Raw genomic sequence first — 17,190 nt, 5'->3', positions numbered from 1 at the left:
AATGAGGGTTTTCTTATGCTAAAGGCGGACGAAACAAAGAAGGGTGGTAATAACTCAAAGCACCGGAGCTATGATGTAACAAAGCTGGGATGATGGAGCCTAATGATAACGGTTCAGCCAAAAACGGGCTAACCGGTTGAATATTAACAGCAAAGGATGGCGTGCCCTGGAATTGCAACGCTCCGGGTTTTGATGGCTGATCATGCTGGTTATGGTTTAACAGATCTTTGCCGTTCAGCAGGTAATCACCGATGAAATCCAGTACGCCTTTTTCGTCAGGTGTGACCACCCTTTCATAAGCCTGGTACATGCGCGGTAATTCGTTAAGCAGCGAAAAATCACCCAATGGCAAAACAATGCAGCCAAAGAGCAAATATCCGATCATCCAAAAAGCCGCGATCCTTTTGAGCATGAGCGTAAATTAACTAATAAATTCTGTAGGAAAACTGAGTTTACATCTCATGGAAAAACGGGTGTATAATATTACATGCGATTAGTGTATGCAGGTGGCGCTATTTTTATTTGGATTAATTCTAAATAGTGTGTTTCTTTGCCACGAATAAGATGTGGCCTATGTAATAAATTAATACGCATAAAAAGCCGGTGATCCGTCGCCAAACTTCCTACCGGCCAATGTTAACAGATCCTTCAACCCATTAATCATTTAAACAAAGATGTATTCTTTCTTATGCAGTAAAAAATTTTACTTTACTTTTCTTTCATTATTTTTTTCGGCGGTCCTGTTCGCCCAGACCGGGACCATCAAGGGGACCGTCAAAACCTCGGACGGCCAGCCCGCTGAATTTGTGACGATCGCCTTGAATGGTGCAACCAGGGGAACGACCGTCAATCAAAAGGGCAATTATCAATTAAAAAACGTCTCTCCGGGCAATTATACGTTGACGGCCAGTTTTATAGGCTTGATCACCCAAAACAAAGAAGTGGAGCTCAAAGCCGGCGAAACACTGACCGTTGATTTTGTATTGGCCGAGAATAATGAGCAATTGCAGGAAGTAGTGGTAAAGGGTGCTAAAACCAACAAATTTGCCAATAAAAAAAGCGAGCTGGTGGCCAGGATGCCGCTGGCCAATCTGGAAAACCCGCAGGTTTACAGTGTAGTGACTAAGGAATTACTGCAGGAGCAGGTGGCAACCAATATCAGCCAGGCCACCAGTAACATTACAGGGGCTGCGCCAAATACCTACCCGGCGGGTGGCTTCGCCATTACTTCACGCGGCTTTATTACAGGGATTAACGCCCGTAACGGGATGGAAACGGTAGACAGCCGTTCTGGCTTGGATATCGGTAATATCGAGCGTATAGAAGTACTGAAGGGCCCCTCAGGTACTTTGTTCGGAGCTAATATTTCTTCTTTCGGCGGAGTGGTCAATGTGGTCACCAAGAGGCCGTACGATACGTTTGGCGGTTCCGCCTCATATACGTTGGGCAGCTACGGATTGAACCGGGTTAGTGCGGACGTGAACGCTCCGCTAAATTCCGAAAGAACAGCCTTGGTTCGGATCAATACCGCTGTGAACCGCCAGAACAGTTTTTTAACCAACGGGCATAATAACACCGTGCTCATTGCGCCCAGCTTGTCTTACCAAGTCAGCGACCGCCTAAAACTGAGCGCCGATTTAGAGTATTTCAATACCGACCAGACAAGGATCATGTATACCCGCGTGACACCTGCTTCGGGGATCACCAGTGCTGACCAAATCCCGCTGGCTTATAACAAGTCACTGTATCTCGACGATGCCAACGCGCTGACCAGTTCCAATAAAATATTTCTGGAAGGCAAATACAGGATTTCAGACAACTGGACCGCGACCACTTTATTCTCTTTCGTAAGCGAGAACGTGAAACAGAGCTACCAGTATTATCCGACCTGGATCTCTCCAACAAAAGTGGCCCGCAATGTGGTGCTTTATGGCCCGATGTTTAATAATTATACCAATTTTCAGGAAAACATCAATGGAGAATTCAAAACTGGCGCAATCAAACATAAAGTGTTGATTGGCCTGAGCTACCGTTATTATAACGGCAATTTCTATAGTACGTTTACACCGGCTAACCGGTTTATCGACACGGTAGATGTAAACAAAACCTCTAACCCGGTTGCTGTGGGCAAGGCTAAAGTAGATGAGTATTTTCTTAAATACGGCATGCTTGCTCCATTCGGTGTTTCAGACCAGTTTACCACCAGCGCCTATGCGACGGATGTGATCAGCCTGAATGAACGCCTTTTCGCCATGCTGGGCCTCCGCTTTGATCACTACCGCTATAAAGGCTATACCAGCCCGAGCGTATCAAGTCCTTATACCCAAAACTCAGTGGCTCCGAAGCTGGGTTTGGTTTACCAGGCGGTTAAAGACCAGGTTTCGCTGTTTGGTAATTACATGAGCGGTTTCCAGAATATTGCCCCAGTTCAACAACCCGACGGTACTTTATTCGTAGTGAAGCCCATCTTCGCCAACCAAACGGAGGGTGGGATCAAGACCGAAGCATTTGAAAAAAAAGTGAACCTGACCTTAAGTTACTACTATACCAACATCGCCAACGCCACCCGTACGGATTCAAAAGGTTTTACCTTTCAGGACGGCAGGCAGGTTAGCAAAGGAGTGGATGCCGAGCTGATTGCCAACCCCTTGCCTGGTTTGAACATCATCATGGGGTATGCTTATAATAACAATAAGATCTTAAAAACTACCAATCCTGTCCTGGAAGGCAATATGGCAGCTACCGCGCCCGCAAGAATCGCTAACTGGTGGGTCAGCTACCGCTTCCAGCAGACTTTAAAAAATGTCGGGATCGGCTTTGGCGGCAACTATGTAAGCAAGGCCTTTCTAACCGCAGACAACACTTACAGCCTGCCGCATTATACTATCCTAAACGCGGCTGTTTTTTATGATCAGCCGAAATGGCGCTTTGATTTTAAGGTAAATAACCTCGCCAAACAAAAGTATTGGGACCTTGCCGGTTCAGCCCAGCCTTTGGCCAATATAGCTGCTAATCTCACGATCAAGTTTTAATATGGTAACGAATAGAAAAAAGAAATCAGCCTTCCGCCTTGTAGCGGAATGGCTGCATTTATGGCTGGGGCTGATCTCCGGCCTGATCGTCTTCATTGTATGTTTTACAGGGGGGCTTTGGGTCTGGCGCTACGAGATCGGCTATTTTACGGAAAAATACCAGCGCGTTGAAGTACGTGATAGGCCGTATCTTCAGCCCTCCGCGCTTATTGCCAAAACCCAGGCTTACCTTGGGGTAAAAAAAGATACCGGGGCAACACTGAGCAATCTCATCAATAACGGCCGCGGGCGTTCGGTCATGGTTGGCTATACTTTCGGTAAAAAAGGTATTGTCAATATCTATGTTGATCCTTATGACGGGCATATTATCCTGGATAAACGTAAGCCTTCGTCCTTCGAATTCTTTATCCTGTTTGTACGCGCAGGGCACCGCTTTCTATGGTTGCCGCAAAAGATCGGCAGTCCCATCGTCGGTTCGGCCTGTTTGATATTCCTGGTCATTATCATTACCGGCCTGATCTGGTGGTACCCGCGAAGCTGGAGCCAAAAAAACCGCAATAGGAGCTTTAAGATCAAATGGAACGCCAACTGGAAACGATTGAATATCGACCTGCATAATGTGGTCGGGTTTTATGCTTCCATTTTTATCCTTTTTTTAACGGTTACAGGCATCTATTTTACGTTCGATTGGTTCAAACACGGCATGTACCGTACGCTGACCTGGAAAACGCCCGTTGAACTCAAAGAAGATGAGCCATCGTCAGATACGACGCTTATAAACAAGACTGTGGTAGCCGTGGCACTGGACCATATCTGGCGGCAAACGGCCAAACGCCATCCGGATTTCGGGCGTATCGTTTTAACCGCCCCCCATGAAGCCAAAGAACCTTACGAGGCGATGGTATTCTTCAGTGACGGCACCATTATTTATAACCGCGCAACCTATTTTTATGATCAAAGCACACTTAAACCATTACATTATATTGATGAGGAAGACCGCCCTTACGGCGAGCTGTCTGCGGGCGAAAAACTATACCGCATGAATTTCGATATCCATACCGGTCAGATCCTCGGACTGCCGACCAAAATACTGGCTTTCGTCGCGTGTATGATCGGCGCGAGTTTACCGGTAACGGGCACGCTGATCTGGTATAACCGCAAGTGGGGTAAAAAGAAGAAAAAAGCAGCCTCGCCATTGGCCTAAGGATCAAAGTCCTGCCTGCCCCGAAGCTGATCTTCGGGCAGGCAGTTCAGGCGCCACGGTATTTATCCTAACTTCAGTTTACGTAAAAGGAATTGTTAATCATTCGAAATTGAGCAGGATATTGAGATATGATCGAGCAACTTACAGTAATAAACAAATACATATATTCTATAAGCCCAAAGCAAACCCAATAGGATCATTTCAGTTAGCAAAGGTAGATTCGGCTCCACTCAAACGCATTGACATTTTTAGTTTTAATGCCCTAAATTTGTATTTGGGTGTAGTCTGATTGGAATCGTAAGTATCTACGTGTATTTTGTGACGGGAATTAGTTCTAAATATCCTGCAATTGAGGAGTATAATTATTCAGGTACTCTTAATGAATTAATAATTAGTCTTCGAAGCTATATTACGGTCAACGGTTAAAGATCAGTAACCCCGGTATGCTTGCGTTTAATAAAGTTCCGGATATCTAACACAATACCTGCAAAAAAATAAAATATAAGCGGAAAGCCTACTGCCAGGAAAGACGAGTAGATAAAGAAAAGCCTGATCTTGGAAATCGAGATGTTAAAGCGTTCGCCAAGGTAGGTGCATACACCAAAAGAGTACCGTTCAAAGAAAGTAAGTATCCGCTGTAGCATGGTGTCAGGCCAGTTTTAGTATCTTATTACCAACGCCGCATTGCAGGCATTTCTTATAATTGCAATAATTATTTTTTAATTCAAGCAATGCCTGTGATTCAAACGCAGTTTCAATTTTCACTCCTAAGTTAACAAAATCAGCAATAATATTGTTTTTTTCGGCCGGTAAATTTTCTAACAATTTAAGACTACGGCTAATAAAATATTGCTGCTGATGCTGCTTGCCGTAACTGAACAGGAACAAGGCCACTGCATTGAGCAGCAAAATATCAACAGATCCATCGCCCATGTTTTTTGATGACGGCTTGGATTGTACATCAAACCGGTAATGATCCTCCCAGTAATCGTTTACTTTGATCTCTGTAAATAAACTACGCAGTGCTTTTACCTCTTTAATTTCTAATATTTTAGATAACAGGTGGTTTGACTGTACGATAAGTGCGGCAAATTGCGCCAGCCTGATGGTTGGAAAGTTTTGGGGCCTTAGCCGCATAAACTTCCACAGGTGGCTTTCTATAGGTTTAAGGTTGTATTTTTTACGCAGATATTCATACTCCTTTTGAAGTTTGAGGGGATAATCATCTTTAAATTCACCCTCTAAAAAGCCTGCTTGTCCAAATATCAAAGCCTCTATCTGCATTGGGTTATTTTTGTTTTTGGCGAGGATAAGCTGAGGCAGCGATTTAGCCATCAGCTCAAACGGCAGGGCGTTTACTTTAAAACCAAAGTTTGCCGCTAAAAACTGGTAAAAAGTTTCCTCCCAATCGCCTTTGTTAAGTGCCAAAGCCGCCACCACATTGGCCGATCGTTTTTCCATCCGCTCAACGAGTACGCGGGTAAGCCAGTTTTGCATGGTGAGGGCATCCACTGTAGCGATGCCGTTTTCGCAGGGTATAAAGCTTTGGTTGCCGAAAACCAGTTTATGGTATTTGTTGTAAAGTGTTTCACTAATACGGCTTTGCAGTTCAAGAGTTGGAACTTTGCGCCCGTTTGGTAAAAACAGCTGCGCATCGTTACGATAAACCACATGTAATATCACATTATCATAAGCGCCATCATTAGTATGGCCATGCTTTTGCCAGTCGGACGCGGAAAGGTGTACTTCTACGTTACCTGCCCAAACAGTTTCGCTAATACGGATCTTCGCATTATGAAAATCGGGACCTGAATCTGAATTGTGCAGCCCTGCCGAAAAGATCTCCAGTTCTTCGCCATCTACAGTTTGAAGGTTTTCGCGCTCAAAAAGCCTGAATTTCCAGATGTAATGCAAAAAATCTTCGGTGAAAAGCATGGTTGTGTTTTGGGTGAATGGTTGATACCGTTAGATTAGGTTGAATAAGTTTTATTAAAGCAAATATGCCTGTTATTATATTGGTATTGCGCCTCTATTTTAAAATTCCTAATATTACGGAAACCAACAATATTTGCCAAGCCTATGAATGAAATAAAATCACCAGTACCCCGGACCACGGGTGGGCGCATTAAATCCATTATTGGCGGATCTCTGGGTAATTTGGTTGAATGGTACGATTGGTATGCTTACACAGCTTTTTCTCTTTATTTTTCAGATGCTTTTTTCCCTTCAGATGACCAAACCGTACAGCTTTTAAACACCGCCGGCATTTTTGCCATCGGCTTTTTAATGCGCCCTATAGGCGGTTGGGTAATGGGCTCCTTTGCCGATAAACGCGGCCGTAAAACAGCGCTTACATTTTCGGTACTGCTCATGAGCGTTGGTTCATTGATCATTGCCATAACGCCTGGCTACAAATCCATCGGGGTTGCTGCGCCTATACTGCTGGTGTTGGCCCGCATTATCCAGGGCCTGAGTGTAGGAGGGGAGTATGGAACCAGCGCCACCTATCTGAGCGAAATGGCTACAAAAAAGCATCGTGGTTTTTATTCAAGCTTTCAATATGTAACGCTTATTATGGGGCAATTACTGGCGTTGGGCGTTTTAGTGTTACTGCAAAGAGCGTTTTTATCTGAAAAACAATTGCATGACTGGGGCTGGCGCATTCCATTTGGAATCGGGGCAATACTGGCTGTCACCACTATGTATTTAAGGCGAAGCTTACAGGAATCGGCGTCGTTTGATGAAGAAAATAAAAAAGCCGATAACCTGAATGGCACGATAAAAGCTTTAACACAACATCCCAAAGCTGTTTTTACGGTAATAGGATTAACCATTGGTGGTACGCTGGCGTTTTACACCTTTACTACTTATATGCAAAAGTTTTTGGTTAATACATCCGGCTTCAGTAAGAGTGCCGCTACACTCATATCAACCTTAACATTAGCTGTATTTATGCTGCTACAACCTTTATTTGGCCTACTTTCTGATAAAATTGGCCGGAAGCCTTTGCTGATTGGCTTCGGCATATTGGGTACGCTTTGTACAATTCCTATTATGACATTGCTAAGCCATACTAAAGATGCATGGGTTGCATTCGCGCTAATCCTTTGCGCACTGATCATTGTAAGCGGCTATACATCGATCAATGCTGTTGTAAAGGCCGAACTTTTTCCGGCCAATGTACGCGCCCTGGGCGTAGGTTTTCCTTATGCAATAGCCGTATCCCTGTTTGGCGGTACTGCCGAATATATTGCCCTGTGGTTCAAAAATGAACATCATGCGCAATGGTTTTATTGGTATGTAACAGTTTGTATCGGGTTATCGTTGATTTTATATATCACCATGAATGATACCCGCAAACATTCAAAAATGGAAGAAGAGTAGTCTGAATCAGAATTTACAGAATTTTAGAATTAGCTGAATGGGTGCGTTAATTAATTGTTATTTAATGGTTAACTATAGATCAATGGGGCTGATATTTCTGATGTCAATTCTGCGAATTCTCGAATTCTGAAAATTCTGATCAATAAAAAGTGTTAATTTTGCCCGTTCATTACAAGGGATAACCCTTAAATTTATGACTGACACAAGCAATTTATTTCAACTGGCGGTAACATTACTGCAACAACTAATATCCATTCCATCGTTTAGTAAAGAGGAAGACCGCACCGCCGATCTGATCAACGAATTCCTGCAGTCGCATGGGGTAACCACTCATCGTAAGCTTAACAATATCTGGGCCTGGAATAAACATTTCGACCCAACTAAAGAAACTATCCTCCTTAACTCACATCATGATACCGTTAAACCCAATTCGGGCTATACACGCGATCCTTACGATGCCAAAATTGAAGATGGTAAATTATATGGCCTTGGCAGTAATGATGCCGGCGGCTGCCTGGTTTCACTTATAGCTGTATTTCTTTATTTTCATGATAAGGAGAACATGAAGTATAATTTCTGTCTGGCGACTACCGCCGAAGAAGAAATTTCAGGCGTAAACGGCCTGGAGCTGATCATTCCCGATTTAGGGCAACTATCTTTTGGTATAGTAGGTGAGCCAACCCTAATGCAATTGGCAATTGCCGAACGGGGGTTAATGGTGTTGGATTGCACCGCTCATGGCCGTGCCGGCCATGCCGCCCGCGAAGAAGGGGAAAACGCTATCTACAAAGCGTTAACAGATATTGAATGGTTCCGTACTTTTAAATTTCCGAAAGAATCAGAAGTTTTTGGACCGATAAAAATGTCTGTGACTATTATTAATGCCGGCTCACAACACAACGTTGTGCCTGCCAGCTGCGTGTATACTGTTGACGTGCGTGTAACTGATGCTTATCGTAATGAGGAAGTACTGGAGATTATCCGTGAGCATGTTGCCAGCGATGTAAAACCGCGTTCTATCAGGTTAAAACCATCATCTATCCCTAAAGAACATCCCATAGTTCAGGCTGGTATAGCGCTTGGCCGTACCACCTATGGCTCACCAACCACATCAGATCAATCATTGCTGGATATCCCTTCCATAAAAGTTGGCCCCGGCGATTCCGCACGTTCACATACTGCCGATGAATTTGTTTATGTAGATGAGATCAGGGAGGGCATTGAGTTGTACATTAAGATGCTAGAGAGTATTAATTAACATTTTAAAAGTAAAAGGTCATGCCGAACTTCTTTCGGTACTCCGCAGGGTAAGCCGACATTGCATGTCGGGTACTTGTTCTGTAAGGTACCGAGATAAGTTCAGGATAACGGGTAAATTACAGTCCGCTTAACCGATCGGTTAAGCGGGCTGTTTGGTTATAAGATTAAACCTGCTTTACAAGGGTATATATATAATGCACTGATTGTTAGATATATAATTGTTTGTGTAGAACCCGGGCCGTAAATTATATGATACAAGGCGTTGATTTTTACTAAAAAAATGTAGTTTTAAAATTCGTGAACCAATAAGTTTATATACCCTTATCTTAATGCCCTTAAAACGCTATTGCTGGCTTTCGGCAAAAACATTCTTGCTCATCATCTTATGCTGTATAACCTGCTTTTATGCATCGGCTCAAAAAAAGAACGCGGGGTATAAGTACCATATCCGCAGGGCAGCTTCGGCTATTAATATAGACGGGGTGATGAATGAGCAAGCCTGGATGCAGGCCGATGCGGCAGGCGATTTTTTTATGGTATTGCCGATGGATACCAGTAAGGCTACTGTTAAAACCGAGGTACGGATGACCTACGATGATAAAAACCTGTACATCATAGCTATCAATTATAATTCGGTGCCAGGGCCTTACATGGTTGAGTCGTTAAAACGTGATTTCAATTTTGTGAAAAATGATAATTTCCTGATCTTCATGGACCCATTTGATGCCCGCACCGATGGCTTTAGCTTTGGCGCCAACGCGGCGGGAGGGCAGTGGGATGGCAGCATGTATGAAGGCGGCAAGGTTGACCTTAGCTGGGATAATCGCTGGTATTCGGCAGTAAAAAATTATCCTGATAAATGGGTTTGGGAAGCATCCATCCCGTTTAAGAGTATCCGTTATAAAAAAGGTATAAAGGAATGGGGGATCAACTTTAGCCGTAATGATCTCAAGACTGCCGAAAAATCAAGCTGGACACCCATCCCACGGCAATTTCCTACAGCTTCATTGGCTTACACCGGCACACTTGTTTGGGACGAAGCGCCTCCAACGGCCAGCAGCAACGTATCTATAATCCCATACGCGCTTACGGGTTTATCTAAAGATTATCAGCATAATACCAAAACCGAATATAGACATGAAATAGGAGGGGATGCCAAGATCTCCGTCACACCAGCGCTTAACCTCGATTTAACAGTCAATCCCGATTTTTCGCAGGTTGATGTTGATCAACAGGTAATCAACCTCAACAGATACGAACTTTTCTTTCCTGAAAAACGGCAGTTTTTTTTAGAAAACGGTGACCTGTTTGCTAACTTTGGTTATTCAGATATTCGCCCATTTTTTTCAAGGCGGATAGGCCTCAACGTACCGATTGATTTTGGAGCAAGACTCACCGGTAAATTGGATAAGGACTGGCGTATAGGCGCTATGGATATTCAAACAGGCGGCTCGGGCAGTGCCCGGCAGGCTCCTGAAAACTACGGCATTATTACCTTGCAAAGACGGATCCTTGATCGTTCAAACATCGCTTTCCTATTTGTAAATAAGGACGCTACTGCCAATATTCCCGGCACCAATACCGGATCAACCGCCTATAACCGCAATATAGGCGCCGAGTTTAATCTTGCCTCGCGCAGCAATATCTGGACAGGCAAAGTACTCGCCCTTAAATCATTTACACCAGGTGTAAGCGGGCATGATTACGTGGTATCCGATCATTTCCAATACCTGAGCAAATACTGGACGCTTTATATGCAGGAGGAGTACGTAGGTAAAAATTACAATGCCGAAGTGGGCTATGTTCCCCGTGTTGGTTATGTGAAGTTAAGCCCGCTGTTACTACGTAATTTTTTTCCTAAGCAAGGTAATATTCTAAGCCATGGCATCCAGCTTACCTCTAATTATTTCTTCGATGAGTCTTTCCATCGTACTGATAATGAAAGTATCCTGTCATATTTGATCACATTTCGTAACCGCGCAACACTGTCGGTATCGGGCATAAATGATTATGTGCGTCTCCTGAGGCCTTATGATCCAACCAATATCGGTAAAGGCTTATTACCTACCGGCTCTGAGCACAATTGGAATACAATTGATGTGCAGTTTGTGTCGAAGCCGCAAAATGTGTTTACCTATTTGCTGGAAGCATCGCGCGGTGGGTATTATGATAAGGGCGTTCGTAATAGCATTACAGGTTTAATAGGCTATCGTTTTCAGCCTTATATAAATATTGCTATCAATACTTCCTTCAATGATTTAAGGTTGCCGCAGCCATTTGGCCATAATACATTCTGGCTGGTAGGGCCAAAAATTGATGTTACCTTCACCAATAGCTTGTATTTTACCACCTATATACAATATAATGAGCAGGTGGATAATATCAACATTAATACCCGCCTGCAATGGCGCTATAAACCTGCGTCCGACCTGTTTATTGTTTACGGCGATAATACCACGCCATCACCGTATACAGTAAAAAACAGGCAGTTAACGTTAAAATGGACGTACTGGTGTAACTTATAATTGGCTGGAGGATAAAGAGTTTTCTAAGATTATGGGCATATACATCAAATTTTAAATAAAACGCCGGCAGTTAATCTATTTCATACTTTTCGTAAGGGATTTCAAAGCTAAAAGTACTTCCTTTGCCCGCATCGCTTTTTACACTGATATTACCTTTTTGCAATTCAATTAATTGTTTGCAAATGTATAAACCGAGACCTGTACCGGTATTTCCTTTTGCCGAATTGGTTTGGTAATATTTTGAAAACAGGTTAACCTGTTGTTCCTGGCTTATACCGGCTCCTGTATCGCTGATATCAACTGTTAGGCCCCCTTTGCTGTCAGATAATTTTAGTGCTGCTTTGATCTTTACATTTCCCGTATCGGTATATTTGATAGCATTGCTAACAAGGTTTACGATAATCTGCTTTAACCTGAAACTATCACCCAAAACTTCAGCTTCCGGATCGCCTTCAAAATGATAATTTAATTCCAATTGTTTTTTATCAGCACTAAATGCCATGCTTTCAATTACTTCTTTTAACGTTTTATCCGGACAGAATGGATCATGATGGATCTTGAGTTCACTGCTTTCCATTTTTGCGGCATCAAGGGTATCATTGAGCGTTTGTAGTAACAAATCGGATGATGCCCGCACTGTACCCAACATTTCCGCCTGTTTGGGTGTGAGTGTCGTTCTGCTGAAAATGTATAGAAAACCATTTATTGATGTAAGCGGATTACGGATTTCATGACTCATATGCAGCAGCAGGTCCATTTTTTGTCGTGCTATCATTACTGCGCGCTCATTCTCCTTAAGTAAAAGCTCTTCAGATTTTCCCAGTTTAATAACAAACACGATCAGCAACACTGCGAAAGCCAGAAGCAATAAAAGCGCAACAAGGTAAAGCCTGTTTAGTAAACGAGTTGTTTCCAGGTAACTGTTAAAGGCTAAACCCTTAAAGGCATCGGTCATGCTGTAATTTATATCCTTAATGGTACTAATTAACTGCTCCATTTTATGGGTAATGCGCATATTGAGGGCGATGAGCTGTCTTTGCGCTTCCTGTAATTTGGAGTTGCTTTGTTGTAATTGCCTGATTTTATTGAGATAGTTGGATTGATCTTTATTGCGAAGTTTTTGCGTAACCGAGTCGACATAAATTCGGGTCCGGTGGTTAATAACAACACCTCCCGAATTGGTTGCATAGGCGTTTTTGTTCTTTATGGCTTCTTTAATTCTTGCAAAAAAACCTTTTCGTTTTACCTGGCCGGGTTGGGTTAAGGTGTCGCTGCTGTTTTGTACCGTACGGCTACTTTTAACGGCAAGTTTATTTTGAACGGTTGCTGTGCTATAATCTGAATAGGTTGTGAGCAGGGAATCAAAGTCGTGCCGGGCAGAAAGAAGATCAGCAGATAGTTTTACCTTTTGATTATGCCATGTATGAAGTTGAGACCGCTGTTCAGCATTTAGTTTGGTAGTGTCATGCTGCATGTTTAAAAGGGTATCAATTTCAGCAAAGGCCAGCGAAAGTTTCGCCTGATAAGCCTGAGCCTTAGCAGCGTCGGCGTCTACGAGTGAGGATTGAAATAAATCCTCGGCCTGGTGAAGTAAAAGCAGCGCCTGCTGGGGCCTGGAATTATTAAGGTCCATAAGGTGCGAGATCTGTGCCGTATGGGCCAATCTTTCGGTGATTTTGTCTCTCACAAAAAGGGCAGCGATAACTAAAATTATGGTAAAGGCTAAAAAAGCAAGCAGTATCTTCCTGGATAAAACGTTCATATAGTTATTTTCATCAGTATTCCGGCTGGTGTCAATTTGAAATTGATACCGTCGTTGCTAATGGTTTGAAGAACAATGATAATGATAAAAATAATATAATCACCCGGTGATTATCACGATTGACTGTCAGTACCTTTGGCACAGCGGTAAATATTTAACCTATATTTTAATGAATGATTTTCGCTTATGTTAAACGTATTGGATATTATATAAAAGAGGGGTCGCTGTTTTAACCATAAGTTATGAAGTAAAGACAAGGTAATTTTTAAATGCTGGTTGTGGATGGCCAAAATTATAGATGCTAAGCGTAAATGTTATGCTATCTACAGCATATATTAGTAACCTGATATTTACCATGAGATATTTTACAATAAAATGCCTGTTAATTTTAAGTCCGTGTCTGATATGCAACGTATTAAAAACTCAAAATAAACCTGTTGAATATTTAGCTTCATCCGCAAGGCGTGTTTCTCCGGGCAATCGAACCTATTATATCGATCCTGTTAAGGGCAATGATGATAACACCGGGTTAACCAGTTTAAACGCATGGAAAACGTTTATAGGTATTAACCGGCTTATTTTGTCGCCGGGTGATGTAGTGAAGATACTGTCGCCAGGAGGATTTTACGAAACCTTGTCAATTATGGCCCATGGAACGAAAGACAGGCCGGTAAAGATCTGGTTTGCCCCTGGGCGGTATAACTTCTTTCCGGATGGGGCTTACAAAACACAATTACAGATTTCCAATACTAATGACGTGCCCTACGGATTAAAAGCAATTGCCTTAATGCTTGATAGCAGCACGTTTGTTGATATTAACGGGAAAGGCGCAACGGTAAACCTTCGCGGCAAAATGATTGAAACGTATATCAATAACAGTCATCATATCAAATTGAATGGCTTGAGTTTCGATTACCAGCGTCCAACGGTTTCCGAGTTCAGCGTGGTAACAACAACTTCAAAATATGCCGATGCCGCGGTTAACACCGAATGCAAATTCAGTATTAAAGATAGTACATTAACATGGCTTGGAGAAGGCTGGAGTTATCAGCCCGGGTCATACTGGCAGGTGTATGACCATGCCACCAATGAATTATCGAGAATGGAAATCCCTCAGGAGGTACTCCGCTATGAAGCCACAGGAGAGCATAGCCTGAGAATATTTTTCAAAAACAATCCGGGTTTTAAAAAAGGCTTAACCTATCAAAATCGTGATGTTACCCGCGATTGCGCCGGTTTTTTTATACAAAGAAGCAGTAATGTAAATTTAAGCCATATTCGCATTTACTTTATGCATGGCATGGGCGTAGTAAGCCAGTTTAGCAAGGACCTGAACTTCAATCATGTTGTAGTAAAGGCTAAAGACGGTCGCACGTGTGCTGCCTGGGCAGATATTCTGCATTTTTCGGGTTGTAGTGGCAAAATTGAAATTGCAGGCTCATACCTGTCGGCAGCAAATGACGATGCAATTAATGTACATGGCACTTTTCTTAAAATAACAGAAAAACTTTCCGCAACTCAGGTTAAAGTAAGGTTCATGCATAATCAAACTTACGGATTTGATGCTTTTGCGGCTAACGACAGTATTGGCCTTGTTCACCCCGCCAACCTACTTACTTATCAAAATAATAAGGTATCGAAAGTCGAGAAGCTGAATAACAGGGAATTTTTGCTAAATTTTAGCAACCCGATGCCTGATGATATGCAAACAGGCGATGTGGTGGAGAACATTACTGCCACGCCACAGGTATGGATCCATCACAATACCATTGAGAAGATCCCTACAAGAGGTATCCTGGTTACCACTCCCAGGAAAGTAATAATTGAAAACAATATCATTAACCGGACCCGCAACAGCGCAATTATGATCAATGATGATGCGTCAAGCTGGTACGAATCGGGGGCGGCAAAAGATGTTACTATTAAAAATAATACGTTTTATAAGTGTGGAGGACCGGTTATAGCCTTGTCGCCCGAAAATAAAGTGAAATCGACGGCGCCGGTTCATTCGGGAATTAAAGTAATTAATAATAACGTCACATTGAAGGATACCCAATTTTTTGATGCTTCAAGTACATCCGGAATTGAAGTTACAGGGAATAAAATAACCACAACTGGCAGTGTTAAAAATATTGATCAGTTGATAAATTTAAAAGACTGTCAGGACACCAGGATTTATAACAATCAGCTAACAAAGCAGAAAGAGTAATCGGAAGATGAACAGATGCCAACAGAAGGGTAGTTTACTTAATAGCGAGTGCCGAGTAGATTATTCCTCCAAGCCTTGATGGTGTTTGTGCCAGTTTAACTGTTTTATAACCTAAAAGAGTAAACTCGACCTCTAACTTTTGAAATGATATAGGGTAGGGAACCCAGGGATTACTTTTAGCGGCATCATATTCTACAATCAGCAATTGAGGATTAGCTTTAAATCCTTTCTCCAACTGTTTTATCAATTTGGGTTTATCAGCTACAAAATGCAGTGAGTTTGCCATAAGTACCCCATCCAGCAAACTAACGCCAATCTGCTCGTTTACAAAATCAGCTTTTCTGAAATCTATTTTGACGCCATCGCTAAACGCAGGAAAATGTTGTTGCGTTTTGTCGATGGCTGTAATATAACTTTCCGGAGGCAGCGGGAGCTAAAACTCGTCGGTCGTGCTACGGCTGTCAATAAAGGGCGAGCTATAAAAACTTACAATCAAAAGCGTGTGATCAACAAGGAAAGTCCATTCAGAAGTTTGATCTTTTTTGTAAGTAACAACATCTTCGCAACCAAACGAGTAGTTAACGTCGAGCACTATGCGGAAACTTCCCTGCCCCGTGTTCTGATCAAATTTGATCCTGTCGAAATTTAAACGGGTCACTTCCGGCGAACCTTCCGGCCTGAATTCGCGCTCAAGCGCATGTTTAAGCTGTTCGTAGTTTGCCGAAAGCGGCTCAAACATAACATTCAGAAAACTTAACAAGCTTGCAGGTTCATTCTTTAGCTCATCAAGCTGACCTTTGTTGAGTTTAATTTGTAAGCTATTCATCATCAATACAAATTTAAAAACAAAAGCCGGATTAAATGAAATGCGAAACACAAGGGAGGCGTTTTGTAAAAAAGGCACCGGATAAATTTTGATCCTGAACTGGATATCCTGAGTTAAAAAGAATTAAAAGAGAAAGTAGTATTTTTATTTTTTAATTGTTTTTATTACAATAATTACTGCACGAAATCGATTGCTTTTGAATTTTTTTCAAAAGCAAGATATATCCCGTTTCTTATGATGTATCAATAATATCTCCGCTATAAATTATAATTTTTAAATAGCCAGTTTAATAAAGAAAGCTTGTTAGAGATTCACGTTTTGAATAAAGTGACGATTTTTAATTTTTTTTAATAATTGTTGTTTTGACAATAAAAGTTTTTACATTTAGCTTTCTATAGTAGCCCAACCTATTTAATTATAAACCAGTTAAGACCAATTCATGGAGATTTTGAACGATGCTCATATTATTGAGCAATTAAAATTGGGGAACAAGGAGGCCTTTGAAGCAGTATTTAAAAAATACTATAAGCTGCTTAATGTATCGGCCTTTTATATTTTACGGGATGAAATGGAAGCTGAAGATACCGTTCAGGGTTTTTTTGTTGATCTTTGGGAGAGACAATTATATACCAATATTAATTCGTCATTAAAAGCTTATTTAACTACAGCAATCCGTAACAGATGCCTCAAAAAAGTTGAAAGCGAAACACGAACGCAAAAAAAATTGGTAGATTATAAATATACTCTTACCGAAATAGAGGAGGAAGAAACACCTGTACCGGAAATTTATCCTGAAAAAGTGCTGGCTGATTTGTCGATACAACGGATGCAGGCTTTTACGCTGGTGCATTATGAGCATAAAAAGTATAAAGATGCGGCCCTTGAAATGGGCATTAGCATAAATTCTTTGAAAACTCATTTAAAACTGGCAATAAAAACTTTAAAAGAAGGGTTAAAGAGTGCCAAATAAGTTCACCCTTTTTATCCA

The 17,190-nt window shown here is 42.0% G+C and carries 13 protein-coding genes; 7 read left to right on the top strand and 6 right to left on the bottom strand.

The features are described 5' to 3' along the window. Positions 1 to 13: 13 nt before the first annotated feature. Entirely contained in the window at positions 14 to 412 is a 399-nt protein-coding gene (locus ACP26M_RS09345) for a hypothetical protein (RefSeq protein ID WP_426588216.1), read from the bottom strand. A gap of 262 nt (positions 413 to 674) precedes the next feature. Between ACP26M_RS09345 and ACP26M_RS09340 the strand changes: the two genes are divergently transcribed. Then, positions 675 to 3,032 carry a TonB-dependent siderophore receptor gene (locus tag ACP26M_RS09340; RefSeq protein ID WP_426588214.1) on the top strand — a complete coding sequence of 786 codons (2,358 nt, stop codon included), beginning with the start codon at positions 675 to 677 and terminating at the stop codon, positions 3,030 to 3,032. Position 3,033: 1 nt separating this feature from the next. Further along, the gene (locus ACP26M_RS09335; protein ID WP_426588212.1) at positions 3,034 to 4,236 is read left to right on the top strand and encodes a PepSY-associated TM helix domain-containing protein; all 1,203 of its coding nucleotides are present in this window, start codon (positions 3,034 to 3,036) and stop codon (positions 4,234 to 4,236) included. A 422-nt stretch (positions 4,237 to 4,658) separates the two neighbouring features. On the opposite strand, the gene ACP26M_RS09330 is transcribed toward ACP26M_RS09335, so the two are convergent. Together ACP26M_RS09330 and ACP26M_RS09325 are read right to left on the bottom strand one after the other, a co-directional pair. Then, entirely contained in the window at positions 4,659 to 4,880 is a 222-nt protein-coding gene (locus ACP26M_RS09330) for a PspC domain-containing protein (protein WP_022830549.1), read from the bottom strand. A 4-nt stretch (positions 4,881 to 4,884) separates the two neighbouring features. Next, positions 4,885 to 6,171 carry a DUF2851 family protein gene (locus tag ACP26M_RS09325; RefSeq protein ID WP_426588209.1) on the bottom strand — a complete coding sequence of 429 codons (1,287 nt, stop codon included), beginning with the start codon at positions 6,169 to 6,171 and terminating at the stop codon, positions 4,885 to 4,887. 144 nt (positions 6,172 to 6,315) lie between these two features. Between ACP26M_RS09325 and ACP26M_RS09320 the strand changes: the two genes are divergently transcribed. The 3 genes from ACP26M_RS09320 (at position 6,316) to ACP26M_RS09310 (ending at position 11,405) form a co-directional block, all read left to right on the top strand. Further along, positions 6,316 to 7,620 carry an MFS transporter gene (locus tag ACP26M_RS09320; RefSeq protein WP_426588207.1) on the top strand — a complete coding sequence of 435 codons (1,305 nt, stop codon included), beginning with the start codon at positions 6,316 to 6,318 and terminating at the stop codon, positions 7,618 to 7,620. A 193-nt stretch (positions 7,621 to 7,813) separates the two neighbouring features. Then, positions 7,814 to 8,878, top strand: coding sequence for a M20 family metallo-hydrolase (locus ACP26M_RS09315; RefSeq protein WP_426588205.1), 1,065 nt, complete (start codon positions 7,814 to 7,816; stop codon positions 8,876 to 8,878). A 331-nt stretch (positions 8,879 to 9,209) separates the two neighbouring features. After that, on the top strand, positions 9,210 to 11,405 hold the full coding sequence (locus ACP26M_RS09310) for a DUF5916 domain-containing protein (protein ID WP_426588203.1): 2,196 nt from the start codon (positions 9,210 to 9,212) through the stop codon (positions 11,403 to 11,405). Positions 11,406 to 11,475: 70 nt separating this feature from the next. Here the strand turns inward: ACP26M_RS09310 and ACP26M_RS09305 are convergent, their stop codons facing one another. Continuing rightward, complete coding sequence (locus ACP26M_RS09305; protein WP_426588201.1) at positions 11,476 to 13,167, bottom strand: sensor histidine kinase; 1,692 nt, start codon at positions 13,165 to 13,167, stop codon at positions 11,476 to 11,478. Between the two features lie 355 nt (positions 13,168 to 13,522). On the opposite strand from ACP26M_RS09305, the gene ACP26M_RS09300 reads away from it, so the two are divergent. Continuing rightward, a complete protein-coding gene (locus ACP26M_RS09300) occupies positions 13,523 to 15,376 on the top strand; it encodes a right-handed parallel beta-helix repeat-containing protein (RefSeq protein WP_426588199.1) in 1,854 nt (617 codons plus the stop codon). Between the two features lie 34 nt (positions 15,377 to 15,410). On the opposite strand, the gene ACP26M_RS09295 is transcribed toward ACP26M_RS09300, so the two are convergent. Both ACP26M_RS09295 and ACP26M_RS09290 read right to left on the bottom strand, forming a co-directional pair. Then, on the bottom strand, positions 15,411 to 15,662 hold the full coding sequence (locus tag ACP26M_RS09295) for a hypothetical protein (protein ID WP_426588197.1): 252 nt from the start codon (positions 15,660 to 15,662) through the stop codon (positions 15,411 to 15,413). 147 nt (positions 15,663 to 15,809) lie between these two features. Further along, positions 15,810 to 16,205 carry a hypothetical protein gene (locus ACP26M_RS09290; protein ID WP_426588195.1) on the bottom strand — a complete coding sequence of 132 codons (396 nt, stop codon included), beginning with the start codon at positions 16,203 to 16,205 and terminating at the stop codon, positions 15,810 to 15,812. Positions 16,206 to 16,641: 436 nt separating this feature from the next. Between ACP26M_RS09290 and ACP26M_RS09285 the strand changes: the two genes are divergently transcribed. Continuing rightward, on the top strand, positions 16,642 to 17,172 hold the full coding sequence (locus ACP26M_RS09285; protein WP_176624545.1) for an RNA polymerase sigma factor: 531 nt from the start codon (positions 16,642 to 16,644) through the stop codon (positions 17,170 to 17,172). Positions 17,173 to 17,190: the final 18 nt, after the last annotated feature.

It is taken from the genome of Mucilaginibacter sp. R-33, from assembly GCF_049949235.1.
GTDB lineage: Bacteria > Bacteroidota > Bacteroidia > Sphingobacteriales > Sphingobacteriaceae > Mucilaginibacter.
This window is presented reverse-complemented; position numbering and strand designations above follow the sequence as displayed.